Origin of the sequence: Citrifermentans bremense (genome assembly GCF_014218275.1) — a bacterium.
Taxonomy (GTDB): Bacteria; Desulfobacterota; Desulfuromonadia; order Geobacterales; family Geobacteraceae; genus Geomonas; species Geomonas pelophila.
The window spans coordinates 594982-608781 of sequence record NZ_AP023213.1 but is presented as its reverse complement, the minus strand read 5'-3'; the positions used below and the strand labels follow the sequence as shown (position 1 = coordinate 608781).

Sequence of the window (13800 nt, the reverse complement as noted above, 5' to 3'; positions counted from 1 at the left end):
CGGGTTTTGATCTTACCTGCCGGAACTCAATGAAGGGAAACGCGCTAGGTTAGCGCATTTGCTTCGGGAACAGGCGGCGGAGGTTTGAATTCTCTCATTCCGATCATAATAAAGAAGGGTTACGGTAAAAACGGTGACCCCTTTTCTTTTGTCACCGATCCGATTCCGGTCCACATAAAAGAAACCTTTCCTCACCTAGCCTCTCTCGAATTAGCCCCCGACTACCGCCTCGGCTGTTCAAACTTCAGTCCCGTAACCACTTTCGCCCACAAGGCTCCTTTTTCCCCTCCGGGTCATCCGGTCCTTTTCCGGTACCCTTCCCCCTTTCCCCCCAAGGTGTCCTTGTGCCTCCTGCACCAAACTATCCCCTCCGTGCGCCGCCTCCCAGGGCTTGCACTCCGCCTGACCGTTGTGAATGGGGAAGGCCCGAAGGGCTCTCCTTTTTACTTCCCCCGCGCGCAGCCATCGTCCTCCGCGCCCGCCGCCCCACGTTCTGTCTTGCCTGATACAGTCGCAGTTGGGCACGGTCGAGGAATCGTAACCGGCTGGTTTAGCTCCCACTACCACTGCCTCAAATAGATCTTTATGAGCCATCATTTATGTGTTATAGGATCACTCTATCTCTTCCGTAACCATCAGAGGGCGAACACCATGAGGACCATAATCATCATTCTTGCTATGCTAACAGCACTGCCTTCTGTTTGCTTCGCGGACCTCACTACCTTTGTGGAAAAAATATTTCAAAATGATCGAACGGACCTCACCGTCCTGGAGGAAAAGCTCCTTTTGCGCGACCGACAGGGCGCTCATGACGTACTCCAACAGATGCTGCGGCAAGACTCCGACACCTTTTACAAGATACTGGACATGTATGATCCCATCTTGGGCATGTTTGAGACCTACGATAAGCTTCAGAACGCTACCGGATTCAACGAACAACGCCTCATAGATGAATTTCACGAATACTCACGATTATTACCTCTTCAGATTCCCTTCAGCAACAAGTTGGTCGACGCCATCAATGGGGTTAGGGATAAAGTTAACGTACGGATTCAAAAGCGGAAAGAGGAAGCTCGACTAGCAGCGGAGCAGAGGAAGCTTGAACAGGAGGAGCGGGAGCGGGCTCAGGTTGCAAGATTTGAGGCAATTCGGAAATACAGAGAAGAGCAGCGCCGTAAGGATGACGAAGCCAGAAAGAAAGCTCAGGAGGAACAAGAGGCGCTGGCTGCTGAGCAAGAGCAACAACGCCTGTACCACGAGAAGGTGGCAACGGCGCAAGAGTGGGCCTGTGCAGAGCCGGACTACATCAAGCAGTCCCTGATATGTCAGGTGTGCGGAAGCATCGAAGGTAAGAGGCAGTTAAGAGAGGGCTTGAAAAGGTATCAGTCATATGAGAGGAAATTTGCAGTTGTAAATCCGATCGCTCGGCTTGATGCCGTTAACATGGATATCGAGTACGACTCTCAAATCGCTGACGGAAAAGGACAGTACAAGAGCAAATTCAGGAAGAATTTTCCGATGAGCGCTTGCCAGAAATTTGATGCCGATGTGTGCCAAAGTAGACTGAATGCCATCGAAAAGCAGCTAGTGCAAAAGCACCTTACCGCTACAAATTGATTACGGAGAATGAAAAGGATGTGCTTGTGAAAATCGATCAGGATTATTTGAAAGCTCTTCTTGAGGCTTTTCAGGATTCGTCAGGTCCGCTTACTGATATCGAAGAGCTAGCCACCAGAGGCTTTCCATATGAAACCGATGAGTTCACCTTTCACATGGAGATACTTTTAGACAAAGGTTTTATCGAAAGTAAAAGCTCAAAAGGTGGCATTGGTTATATCCTCGGTGGAAATGGTTGTCGCACCTGGTCCGTTGTGCCGTTGCGGTTGACGGCTACGGGTCACGAATTCATCGAGGCACTTCAACAGCCGGGTGTAATGGATCAGATCAAAACAAATTTCAAAGGGGCTGGCCTGAGTGTTATCAAAAATGTTGCTGTAGATTTGGCTACGGGATATGCAAAGCAGAAGGTTCAAACGCTATTAGGCTGTTGATTGTTCTGCATGGTTCAGCACCGTCCATCTTGGTACCCGGCAGAAAAACCTGTTCCTCTTCCATCCTGGCTTGGTTCCACCTCGGAGCCATCACGTCCCCTGTCACCCAGTGGATCAAGCGCGGTAGCTGTACGGTTGGCTTTGCCAGGCTAGACTGACCAGCTGCAATTCCCCCCTGCCCTTACGAGGGCAGGGGGATAAGCATCTCACGCAACGTTGTCCAGCATCGTCACGACGCCTGCTGTTGCCCTCTTGAGTCCGTTGTCGCTAACATGGGTGTGAACCGGAATTCATATCCGACCCGATCGGCACTGTGGTGACCCACCCCCAAAAGGTTGTAACTCACTGGACCTCGATAACCAGGTGGGTCACGGTTGGACGCCGACCCGGGTTAGATTTCGACGCTGGTCCACACGAGGAAAAATCCGCGCCGCAATTTTTCCAAGGCCTCTCTTCCCCCTCTTTTCAGTCGCATCCACTTCTACCGAGTCGCATCCTCTTGTTCCGAGTCGCATCCACTTCTACCATCTACCAACAACAAATGCTGCTGACCATTTCTCCCCCTCTTGACTTGCGATAAACTTACGAGTATTCTCGCAAGCCTGATCAGGGGGGAGAGAGATGACGCCTAAACAGAAGAGGGTCCTTGATTTCATTCTTTCATTCGTGGAGCGGCACGGGTTCCAGCCTTCGCAGCAGGAGATCGCTTCGGGATGCGGCTTCGGGTCGCTGGGGACGGTGCAGCATTACTTGCGCGCTCTGGAGAAAGACGGGCACCTGACTCGCCAGTGGAATGCGAAACGGGGACTGCAACTGGCAAATCCCCCCTTCGCAAAGGGGGGAACGCGAGTTCTCGGACAGAGCTTCCTGGGCAAATCCCCCTCAAGTTCCCCGGAATTACGAGCAGAATCTTTTACAAATCTGGGAGTCGAGCTGCAGCCTTTTACTGAGAGCAATGGCGATACTCTGCAAACGCCGGCTGCAGCACCGGTCATAGGAATGGAACTGCCGCTGGTGGGGATCGTGGCGGCGGGGAGGCCGGTGCAGGCCTTCCAACTGGCGGACGCCATCGAGGTTCCTTCGGCGATGGCGGGACCGGGAAACGTGGTGTACGAGGTGCGCGGCGATTCGATGGTGGAGATGGGCATCATGGACGGCGATTACGTTGCGGTGCACCCTCAGGCCGTGGCGGAAACGGGCCAGACGGTGATCGCCGAGGTAAACGGTTCGATCACGATCAAGAAGTACGTACGTAAGGGGAACTCGATCCAGTTGCTGCCTGCTAACTCGGCGATGAGCCCCATAACTGTGACTGAAGACGACGAGTTTCATATCAGGGGCGTGCTGGTGGGCTCCATGAGGTTTTATAAGAAGTGGACCGGGAAATCCTCCACATAACGGTTCCCGCTTTTCCCATCGCGCTGGCCCGGGTAGTCGACTCGAGCCTGCGCGGCCGGCCGGTGGCGGTGGCTCCGCTCAACTCGGAACGGGCACTGCTCCAGTGCATCTCTGCCGAGGCTGCTGCGGAGGGGGTGCACCCGGGGACTCCTATCTATCACGCACGCAAGTCCTGCCCTGCGCTCATAGTGATAGCTCCCGACCCTCACCTGATGGCGAAGGGAAGCCAGGCGCTCCTTGATCTCTCTGCCGAATTCACGCCCATCGTCGAACCAGGGGCGGGCCGGGCGTTCCTTGATCTCACGGCCTCGCGCAGACTCTTCGGGCCGGCGCGGGACGTGGCGGCGCGGTTGGAAAAGGCCATAGCCAACCGGATGGGGCTTGAGGCGATGGCGGGGGCCGGGGTGAACAAGCTGGTCTCGCGAGTGGCTGCGGATGTCATGCAGGAGCCTGGGGTCTACGACGTTTTTCATGGGGCGGAGCGGAGCTTTCTGGCCCCCTTTCCGGTTTCGGTGCTTCCCGGGGTGGGTGAATCGCGGCAGACCCTGCTTTTCCGTGATCTGAACCTGCAGCGGGTGGAGCAGGTGGCCTCGCTGTCGGTGCCGCAACTGCGCCTGGCGGTAGGACCTTTTGCGCCTCTTCTGCATGACCGCTCCTGCGGCATCGACAGGTCTCCGGTACAGCCTCCCAGGCTTTGTACAGAGATCGTGGAGGAGGGGTTGCTGGACCAGGAGGAGAACGATGATGCGGTTCTGCTGTCGGAGTTGCTGCGTCTGGTCGAAGCGTGCGGGCTCAGATTGCGGCGGCTGCGCAAGGGGGCACGCAAGCTGACGCTTTCGGTGATGTACGCGGACGGTGTGAGCCAGCAGGGAAAGAAGGTGCTGCCGGCGCCGACCTCTCTCGACCTGCAGTTGCTGGCGGCGGTGGAGGATCTCTTCTTCACTACCTGCAAGAGACGGCAGAGGGTGAAGGGGTTGCGGCTTAGCTGCGACCAGGTGGCGGGGGAAGCGGGACAGATGGACCTGTTCGCGCCGGTTACGGCCCAGGTGTCGCAGAAGCAGGCCGATTTGCAGGAAACACTGGATCTATTGCGGGAAAAGCATGGGCGGGACGCGGTGCGCTGGGGCAAGGGGCTGGCGCCACGCCGTGAGGCGACCCTATCCAGCGAGCCGCCCCCTGAGTGGGATCCGGAGCAGAACAAATACATGACGTTGACCAGTAGAAGCTAAAAGCACAACCGAAAGGCGGAACACAGAGGTCACTGAGGATCACGGAGGTCTCAGAGAGACTTTGGGGTTACCAGAAAAAGCTTTTCCTCAGATTTTCCCCCATGTGCCTCTGCGCCCTCTGTGGTGAGAGGTTTTTTGCCGTCCTCAGATTTCCCTCTGTGTACCTTTGTGTCCTCTGTGGTGAGAGCCTTTAAGGTTTTAAGTACTTATGTTCATCCATCTCCATGCACATTCTTCGCTCTCGCCCAACTGGGGGGTGCACTCACCTGAGGCGCTCTGCTCTCACGCGGCTCTCCTGGGCTTCAAGACGCTGGCCATCACGGACCGCAACGGGCTCTACGGGGTGCCGCGCTTTCTGGATGTAGCACGGGAGGCCGGCATCGCCCCTATCATCGGGACGGAGGCGGTTACACAAAATAACCGGGCGGTCCTCCTTGCCAGCAACGAGGAGGGGTACGCCAACATCTCCCGCCTCATCTCTGACCTGCACTGCCAGAAGAACTTCGACCTCGTCCAGGCTATTTCCGAGTACCGGCGCGGCATCATCGTTTTGAGCGACGACCGGAAGCTCCTGTCGGTTCTCAAACAGCAGTCCGACGAGGGGCTGTTCGTCGAACTGTCTCCGGGTCACGCCATGCACACCGCCCTGACGCTGGCACGGGACCTCAGGCTGCCGCCTGTGGCGACTTCAAGAGCCCTCCTTCGCGCTACGCGCTACGGACGGCAAGCTCCTCCTTCGGATGCATTTAGCTCCGTCACTGTCGGGTCGGACACCCTCACCCCACCCCTCGACGACTTCCACCTGCATCGGGTGCTGCGGGCGATTCATTTGAACACGAAGCTCTCACGCCTCAAGCCGGAGATGACGGCGACGGAGTCGGACGTGCTATACCCGCCCCAGAAGATGGCGGAGTTCTTCCCCCATTGCCCGGAGGCTTTGCAAAACACCCTTCGCATCGCTTCGCTTTGCAAGACGGATTGGGATTTCTCCAGCATCATCTTCCCCGCTTTCCGAGAACTCGGTACGGAGGCGGCCTTCGAAACGCTCCTGGAGCGCGCACGCCAGGGGGCAATCTGGCGCTACGGCTGCATCACCGACCAAGTGCAGGCCCGCCTCGACAAGGAACTCTCCATTATCCGCGACAAGGGGTTCTCTCATTATTTTCTGGTGGTAGAGGAACTAACTAAACAGTCGGAAAGAACCTGCGGCAGGGGGAGCGCTGCGGCCTCTCTCGTCGCCTATTGCCTGGGAATAACGCATGTCGACCCCATCCGGCACAACCTATTCTTCGAGCGCTTCCTGAACGAGGGGAGAAGCGACCCGCCGGACATAGACGTCGACTTTCCCTGGGACGAGCGCGACGCCATCCTGGACTTCGCCTTCGCGCGCTACGGCGCGAGACGGGCGGCCATGGTGGCGAACCAGGTGGGCTTCAAGGGGAGATCGGCGCTGCGCGAGGTGGCGAAGGTCTACGGCCTGCCGGACTACGAGATCAAGGAGATGACTGAGCGTATCTCGGGCTTTTGGCGCGCGGAACAAAGCGCCGCTGCGGTGAACGGGCACCCGCTATTCAAGGGGGAAACGCTTTCGTCGGACTGGCAGGAGATCATCTCCACGGCCCGGCGTCTGAACGGGCAATTGCGCCACCTGTCGCTGCATTGCGGCGGGCTCGTCATCGTGCCGGACGAGATCCGCAAGTACGTCCCGGTGGAGATCTCGCACAAGGGTCTGCCGCTGATCCAGTGGGAAAAGGACCAGACCGAGGACGCGGGGCTCGTTAAGATCGACATCCTGGGCAACCGGTCGCTCGCGGTAATCCGCGACGCAATGGCTGCGGTGAAGGAACAAAAAGGAATCGACATCGATTACGCAACCTGGCGCCCGCTGGAGGATGAGAGAACGCAAAGCCTGTTACGCCGCGGCCTCACCATCGGCTGTTTCTACCTTGAATCGCCTTCGGTGCGACTGCTGCTGCGAAAGATCTGGAGCACGACGGCGCCGCCGGAGACCTTCCGGCACGACCTTTTCGAGGTGCTGGTGCAGGCCTCGTCTATCATCCGGCCCGCGGCCAACAGCTTCATCCAGGAGTACGTGGCGCGGCTCCAGGGAAAGCCCTGGTCGCACCTGCACCCGCTTTTGGAGAGCGTGCTGGGGGAGACGCTTGGAATAGCGATCTACCAGGAGCAGATCACCCAGATCGCCATGGAGCTAGCCGGCTTCTCCGCCAGCGAAGGTGATCAGCTTCGGAAGGTGATCACCAAGAAGCACCGAGAGAAGCGGCTGGCGGATTTCCGCGCCAAGTTCATGGCGGGGGGGGCGGAGCGCGGGGTCTCGGAAAAGGTGCTGCTCGGAATTTGGGACCAGATCCTCTCCTTCGCCGGCTATTCCTTCTGCAAGCCGCACTCCGCGAGCTACGCGCTTTTGAGCGGGAAGGCCGCGTACATGAAGGCGAACCACCCGGCGCAGTTCATCGCGGCGGTGATCTCGAACCAGGGGGGGTACTACTCGCCCTTCGCCTACATCTCTGAGGGGCGGAGACTGGGGCTTGCCATCCTCCCGCCGGACATCAACGAGAGCGAGTACCACTACACCGGTAAAGAGAAGACGCTCAGGGTCGGCCTGATGCAGATCGACGGCCTTACCCGGGACGGCGCGGACCGTCTCCTCAAGGAGCGCCGGGAACAGGGCCCCTTCGCCTCATTCAAGGAATTCCTGCACCGGGCGAGACTGCAGCGCGCCGATGCCGAGCGGCTGGTCAAGGCGGGGTGCTTCGACGCGCTGGAAGGTGAGGAAAAGCGCCCGGCCCTTCTTTGGGAGCTGCTTCACTTCCAGCAACAGGCGACGGCACTTCTCTTCGAGCAAAAGACGGAGCTGCCGCATCCCCCTCCCTACGATGCGCAGCTGGTGCTCAGGCAGGAGGTCGAGGCGCTCGGTTTTCTGGTGTCGCGCCACCCGCTGGCGCTCTACAAGGAGCAGTGGCAGAGGCACCGCCCCATCAAGGCGTCGGAACTGATCAGACACTCGGGGAAATGGGTGACCATGGTGGGGTGGTGGATCACCACGAAGACGGTGGAGGACAAGCACGGCAGGCCGATGGAGTTCATCTCCTTCGAGGACGTGACCTCCATATTCGACGCCACCTTCTTTCCTGACGTCTACGCGAGGTTCTGCCGGAAGCTCTCGCAACGGCGCCCCTACCTGCTCAAGGGGATTGTGGAAGAGGAGTTCGGGGTGGCGACGCTCAGGGTGAAGTGGGTTGGTTTTCTGGACGGGTGAGTAAATGGACGCCAGGACCGTCGACGTGTCCGCCGTAGCTCGTAGAGCGAAGGTGGATCAGCTAATGAGCGGGAGGCAGACGTTGAAGGTGGTCCCTGCGCCGGGCTCGCTGCTGATTTCCAGGTACCCTTCATGCTGCTTCACGATCCCGTACACGATGGCGAGACCCAACCCGATCCCCTTCCCCACCTCCTTCGTGGTAAAAAACGGTTCGAGAACGTGCGCCCTGGTCACCTCGTCCATGCCGGTCCCGGTGTCGATAACGGACAATACGGCGTAGGACCCGATACTGCCGTAGCCGTGCGACTCGACCCAATCCTCGGTCAGCTCCATCGCCTCGGTGGTGATGGTGAGCGTCCCTCCGGCGGGCATGGCGTCCCGCGCGTTGGTGACGAGATTCATGACCACCTGGTCGATCTGGCCTGCGTCGGCTACGACGGGCAACACGCCTTCGCACGGCTCGACCTTAAGCTCAATCTGCGCGGTGACCAGCCTGCTCAGCAGCTTTTTCAGATTGTTCACGATGTGGTTCAGGTCGACCGGTTCCGGGTGGTTGATCTGCTTCCTGCTGAAGGCCAGCAGCCTCTGGGTGAGGTCGGCGGCACGGTCGGCGGCAGAGACGACCTGCTCCAGGTACTTTGCCGCGGGCTCTCCCTCCTTAAGGGTCAACTGCGCCAGGCTGACGTAACCGATCATCCCGGTAAGCAGGTTGTTGAAATCGTGTGCAATCCCTCCCGCCAGCAATCCCACGGCCTCCATCTTCTGCGACTGCTGGATCTGCTCCGCCATCCTCCTTTCACGTTCTAGGTGCATGGCGTTGCGGAGGCTCATGCCGATGACGGGGGCGAGACCGGTCAAAAGACTCATGTCACTTTGAGTCAGCGGCCTCTGGGTCTTCATGTTGTCCACCGCCAGAACCCCCAGCGACTCTCCCTCGTAGACGATGGCGCAGCAGATGAAGGATTGCGCTTCCAGCACCTCGGAGAGGTTGACGCTCTGCTCGGAGTGAAGCTGCTTCACCTGTGAGAAATCGACGAACATGGTCCTTTGTTCCCGGAAGCTGGTTACGAAAGCCCCTTTGGCGCCGGGGTCGGTGAGATCGAAGGAGGCTCTTTCCAGCGCGTTCAACTGCTTGTCGTTGATGCCGAATCCGGTGCGGAACCTGAGGCACGATTTCCTCTTGTCGGCCAGCATGATGAGGCAGCGGTCATACCCGAGCCGCTTCTCTATGGCGCCGATGACGTTCCCCAGGACCTCGTCGATGCCGCTTTGCTTGCTGAGGGCCTGCCCCACCTCGTTCACCATCCGCGCGTTGTTGTAGTTGACGCCGATCTGCCCGACCATCTGCTCCGTTGACTCCTGCAAGCTGACGAGGGTGGTCAGTATCTCTTTCTTCTCCAGCCGCTCGGCAAGGTAGGAAGCCCCCAGTTGCATGAAGGCCAGCGCTATGAGCGTCTCCGCAAGGTGCCCGACCTGGTAGAAGTGGTTGAGCACCACGTAGAGGATGATCACGACCGGCACCTGGAGGTTCCTGATCAGCCTGACCCTGCCGTACCAGGTCTTTTTCCAGGAAACTACGTACCGGCAGCACGAGCCCCCCGTGAAGATGCACTCGGGGTGTTCTATGGCGGGGATGGCGTAATTGAACATCTCGACGATGGCCTCGAAAAAGCCGATGCGGTTTTCACACTGGAAAGGCTTTTCTTCGACATCGGGGTGAGGGGTGACGGTGATCTCGACCTTGTTTTCGGCTATCCTGCGTGACTGATACACTGCGGAGCGGGTGAAGTTGGAGGCGCATTTGCCTATGGCGACCAGGGTGTTGGCCGGCCCGATCAGGCCGAAGGTGTATTTGGCCATGACACCCATGGCTTCTTCCGAGGCGGCGTAGCGACCACCTTCTCTGGCGAGGTCATCCCCCCCCAGGAGTTGGGACAGCTTGTCGTGGAAACAGTCGACCTGCTTCTGGGTGAACCAGTGCCCCTCGTCGCTCAGCTCGTAAGGAGTTATCTCCGCGTAGCCCAGCAGTTCGCGCACGTCCACGTCCGGATGCTTTTTCTTCAGCAATGAGACGAAGTTGTTGATTATCTTGCTGTTGTAAAGCGGTTGATCGGACATCTCGTCGGGTCCCCGAACCGGAGGTTTCCGGCAGTGGTCCATTGGATTTAATGAAGACCATTGTTACCTATCGGTATCTTCGCCTTTTGCTTTAGGGGCTTAATGGCAACAAAGGAATCCGACCTTTCCGTACTGCAAATCCCCCTGTCCACCCTTGCAAAGGGGGGAACGCTAGTTCACGTCCACCTTTGGTGGAGACATAAACCAGTTTTTTGAATGTTCCATGCTGCAGGCTCTCAGAGAACGGACGCAGCAGCCTCACCTTTCATTCCAGGGCAGACCCACTCGCGCCCCGGAGCGCTCCGCGCAAAATAAAAAAAGCCCGGCTTCCTTGAGGAGGCCGGGCTTTCATTGCTTGTCTGTGGGGGATTAGTCGACGGACTTCCTGAGGAAGGTCGGGATGTCGTACTGATCCTCGTCGTCGGAGAGGAAGCTGCGCTGGCGCACCTGGGTCTCGCGCTGCTGCTTCTCGCGGATGAAGGTCGGGACCTCCAGCCTGCTCTCGACCGGCTTCACCATGGTGGCCACGTTCTTCATCTCGTGGCGCCCCTTCTCCAGGTCGAAACGGTCGCCGAAGCCGGTGGCGATGGCGGTGACCTTGATGGTCTCGCCCAGGGTCTCGTCGATGACCAGACCGACGATGATGTTGGCGTCTTCGTGCACCTTCTCGTGGATCACCTTGCTGGCCGCATCGAACTCGTCCATGGTCATGGAGGCGGACCCGGAGATGTTGACCAGAACGCCCTTGGCGCCGGAGATGTCGATGTCCTCGAGCAGCGGGCTGGAGATGGCCTTGACGGCGGCGTCGATGGCGCGGTTCTCGCCGGAGCCGATGCCGATCCCCATCATCGCCATGCCACGCTCGCTCATGATGGACTTCACATCGGCGAAGTCGACGTTGATCAGGCCCGACTGGGTGATCAGGTCGGAGATACCCTGCACCGCCTGGCGCAGCACGTCGTCGGAAGGCTTGAATGCGTCGAGGATGGACATGGACTTGCCGGCCAGGCCGAGCAGACGGTCGTTGGGGATGACGATCAGGGAGTCGACGTGCTTCTTCAGCTCCTTGATACCGTCCTCGCCCTTGGCCAGACGCTGGCGCCCTTCACGGGAAAACGGTTTGGTGACCACGCCCACGGTGAGCGCCCCGTGCTCGCGGGCAACCTCGGCGATGATCGGTGCCGCACCGGTCCCGGTGCCGCCCCCCATGCCGGCCGCGATGAAGATCATGTCTGCGCCTTTGAGCGCCTCGTGGACCTTGTCCCTGTCCTCGAGAGCGGCATCGCGCCCGACGTTCGGGTTGGCGCCCGCCCCAAGTCCCTTGGTAAGCTCGGTGCCGATCTGGATCTTCACCTGGGCCTTGGACAGCCTGAGCGCCTGGGCATCGGTGTTGGCGACGATGAAATCGACCCCCGCGATACCTACGCTCATCATGGTGTTGACTGCGTTCCCGCCGGAGCCGCCTACGCCAATTACCTTTATCTTCGCACTTTGATCGATGCTCTCATCGAAGTGAAACATGAACTCCTCCCTGGTCGCGCCCCCCGGCGGTGGCTAAAAAATATTAGCCGGATTTATACTACGTTTAGTTGTGTAATGGAAGTCCTAAATCACTACATATTGTGTTTCTCTTAAAAAAATTCTCCAAACCAATCCTTCATCCTGCGGCTCACCCTGCGGAACACCGTCTCGTCGCTTTGCTGGGTCGGGAACTCGTGCACGCCGACGTTTTTGCTGCCGTAGACGACGAGGCCTACGCCGGTCGCGTAGACAGGCGAATTGACGACGTCGGTGAGCCCGCCGATCCGCTGCGGCAGCCCGCGGCGCACCGGGAGGTTGAAGATCTGCTCGGCCAACTCCGGCATCCCTTCGAGGATAGTGGAGCCGCCTGTGACGACGACGCCCGAGGCGATGGAGTCCTCGAGGCCGCTCTTCACGATCTCGCGGTTCACCAGGGTGAAGATCTCCTCGACGCGCGGCTCCAGGATCTCGCAGAGGAGCTGCCGGGACAGGATGCGGGGCTTTCTCCCCCCGACGCTCGGAACCTCTATGGTCTCGTCTTTTCCCACGAGCGAGGAGAGGCAGCAGCCGTACTTCTGCTTGATCCGCTCGGCCTCGGCCATCGGGGTCCTGAGGCCTACCGCGATGTCGTTGGTCAGGTGGTTCCCGCCAAGGGAGAGGACCGAGGTGTGCTTGATGGCGCCGTCGACGAAGATGGCGATGTCCGTGGTGCCGCCGCCGATGTCGACGAGGGCCACGCCGAGTTCCTTCTCGTCCGCGGAGAGCACCGCCTCGGAGGAGGAGAGCTGCTCAAGGACGATATCGGCGACCTCGAGGCCCGCCCTGTTGCAGGACTTGACGATGTTCTGGGCACTCGCCACGGCGCCGGTGACGATGTGCACCTTCGCCTCCAGGCGCACGCCGCTCATCCCCAGCGGTTCGCGGATGCCGTCCTGGTCGTCGATGATGAATTCCTGGGGGAGGATGTGGATCACCTCGCGGTCCATCGGGATGGCGATCGCCTTCGCGGCCTCGATGACGCGCTTTACGTCCTCAGTAGAGACCTCGCGGTTTTTGATGGCGATGACGCCCTGGGAGTTGAACCCCTTGATGTGGCCGCCGGCGATCCCCGCGTAGACCGACTTGATCTCGCAGCCGGCCATGAGCTCGGCCTCCTCGATGGCCTTCTTGATGGCGGCGACGGTGCTCTCGATGTTGATCACCACCCCTTTTCTGAGCCCCTTGGAAGGACTGGTGCCGATGCCGACGATGTCGATGCCGTCCTCGGTCAGATTCCCCACTATGGCGCAGATCTTGGTAGTGCCGATGTCGAGGCCTACGATCAGATTATCCCTTCTTGTGGACATGCTCCCCCCCTTTTCCCTACACTTTTTTAACTATGATTTTGTCAGCGTAATCAAGATCTATGTAGTCGAGCGCCTGCATCTGCGGCTGAAGTTCCTTGTAGATGCCGGCCAGTCGCGTCAGCTTCTCGCTGAACCCGCCGTTGCCTACCTTCACCGGCACCCCCCCCTGCATTGTGAACAGGGTGAATCCGTACCCCTTGCTGTAATGGATCTCCGAGATGTCGTCCAGGCTGAAGACGCCACCCTTTTTGAGGGTGTCGATCAGGGCCAGGGCGTTTTTGAGCGCGTCCTGGGACCCCTTAGGGTCCTGCGCCAGATCCTCCTCGGTGAAGCCGGTGATGAGGGGGTAGTCCAGACGGTCCCCCTCGACCAGCGACTTGAAGAGCACCCCCTTCTCGTCCAGGTAGTAGAGGCACCCCACGTTGGCGACGGCCTTGGGCGTCCTTTCCGAAACAGTGATGGACAGGGTGTGCGGGAAGAAGCGCCGCACCTGGACCTGCTCGAGCCAGGGGTTCTTGGAGAGCCTCGCCACCACGGTCTTCAGGTCGACCTTCAGCATCGAGTCGCCGGGCCTGACCCCTGCCAGGGTGACGACCTCCTCGCGCGATACGCGTTTCAGGGGGGAGACCTCTATGGCCTCCAGGCGCAGCAGCGTCATCCGCGACACGAGGTCGTAGAGCTGCCACCCCCCGAAGCCGAGGCCGGCGCAGAGAGCGGCGCCGCCGACACCCCTGGAGGCGAACTTCAGGATCGGCGCCCAGTTGATGGGCTTGCGTTCCTTGGGCGGTTTCTTGACCCTGTTGTGGGGCACCCGCTGTTTTTTGGCATGGAGATCGCGCATTCGGTTACCGTCGAAAAAG

The 13800-nt window shown here is 59.3% G+C and carries 9 protein-coding genes; 5 read left to right on the top strand and 4 right to left on the bottom strand.

Annotated features, from left to right (window positions below; genetic code table 11):
• Positions 1 to 651 precede the first annotated feature (651 nt).
• From GEOBRER4_RS02545 to GEOBRER4_RS02525, 5 genes are all read left to right on the top strand, one after another.
• On the top strand, positions 652 to 1617 hold the full coding sequence (locus tag GEOBRER4_RS02545) for a hypothetical protein (protein ID WP_185244102.1): 966 nt from the start codon (positions 652 to 654) through the stop codon (positions 1615 to 1617).
• A gap of 26 nt (positions 1618 to 1643) precedes the next feature.
• Positions 1644 to 2051 (top strand): DUF2513 domain-containing protein, encoded by a 408-nt coding sequence (locus GEOBRER4_RS02540; protein WP_185244101.1) that lies wholly within the window; start codon positions 1644 to 1646, stop codon positions 2049 to 2051.
• Between the two features lie 621 nt (positions 2052 to 2672).
• Positions 2673 to 3449 carry a transcriptional repressor LexA gene (gene lexA, locus GEOBRER4_RS02535; RefSeq protein ID WP_185244100.1) on the top strand — a complete coding sequence of 259 codons (777 nt, stop codon included), beginning with the start codon at positions 2673 to 2675 and terminating at the stop codon, positions 3447 to 3449.
• Positions 3425 to 4678 carry a DNA polymerase Y family protein gene (locus GEOBRER4_RS02530; RefSeq protein WP_185244099.1) on the top strand — a complete coding sequence of 418 codons (1254 nt, stop codon included), beginning with the start codon at positions 3425 to 3427 and terminating at the stop codon, positions 4676 to 4678. Before lexA ends, GEOBRER4_RS02530 begins: the two co-directional genes overlap by 25 nt.
• A gap of 208 nt (positions 4679 to 4886) precedes the next feature.
• On the top strand, positions 4887 to 7955 hold the full coding sequence (locus GEOBRER4_RS02525) for a DNA polymerase III subunit alpha (RefSeq protein ID WP_185244098.1): 3069 nt from the start codon (positions 4887 to 4889) through the stop codon (positions 7953 to 7955).
• A gap of 57 nt (positions 7956 to 8012) precedes the next feature.
• Here GEOBRER4_RS02525 and GEOBRER4_RS02520 read toward each other — a convergent pair whose 3' ends face one another.
• From GEOBRER4_RS02520 to GEOBRER4_RS02505, 4 genes are all read right to left on the bottom strand, one after another.
• On the bottom strand, positions 8013 to 10073 hold the full coding sequence (locus GEOBRER4_RS02520; protein ID WP_185244097.1) for a sensor histidine kinase: 2061 nt from the start codon (positions 10071 to 10073) through the stop codon (positions 8013 to 8015).
• Positions 10074 to 10442: 369 nt separating this feature from the next.
• Positions 10443 to 11594 (bottom strand): cell division protein FtsZ, encoded by a 1152-nt coding sequence (gene ftsZ, locus GEOBRER4_RS02515; RefSeq protein WP_085814011.1) that lies wholly within the window; start codon positions 11592 to 11594, stop codon positions 10443 to 10445.
• A 110-nt stretch (positions 11595 to 11704) separates the two neighbouring features.
• Positions 11705 to 12940 (bottom strand): cell division protein FtsA, encoded by a 1236-nt coding sequence (gene ftsA, locus GEOBRER4_RS02510; protein ID WP_185244096.1) that lies wholly within the window; start codon positions 12938 to 12940, stop codon positions 11705 to 11707.
• A gap of 16 nt (positions 12941 to 12956) precedes the next feature.
• Positions 12957 to 13781, bottom strand: a complete 825-nt coding sequence (locus GEOBRER4_RS02505) for a cell division protein FtsQ/DivIB (protein ID WP_185244095.1) — start codon at positions 13779 to 13781, stop codon at positions 12957 to 12959.
• Positions 13782 to 13800 lie beyond the last annotated feature (19 nt).

Coding starts and splice junctions, on each gene's coding strand:
- GEOBRER4_RS02545 (WP_185244102.1), top strand. CDS start 652: ATGAGGACCATAATCATCATTCTTGCTATGCTAACAGCACTGCCTTCT.
- GEOBRER4_RS02520 (WP_185244097.1), bottom strand. CDS start 10,073: ATGTCCGATCAACCGCTTTACAACAGCAAGATAATCAACAACTTCGTC.
- ftsZ (WP_085814011.1), bottom strand. CDS start 11,594: ATGTTTCACTTCGATGAGAGCATCGATCAAAGTGCGAAGATAAAGGTA.
- ftsA (WP_185244096.1), bottom strand. CDS start 12,940: ATGTCCACAAGAAGGGATAATCTGATCGTAGGCCTCGACATCGGCACT.
- lexA (WP_185244100.1), top strand. CDS start 2,673: ATGACGCCTAAACAGAAGAGGGTCCTTGATTTCATTCTTTCATTCGTG.
- GEOBRER4_RS02505 (WP_185244095.1), bottom strand. CDS start 13,781: ATGCGCGATCTCCATGCCAAAAAACAGCGGGTGCCCCACAACAGGGTC.
- GEOBRER4_RS02525 (WP_185244098.1), top strand. CDS start 4,887: ATGTTCATCCATCTCCATGCACATTCTTCGCTCTCGCCCAACTGGGGG.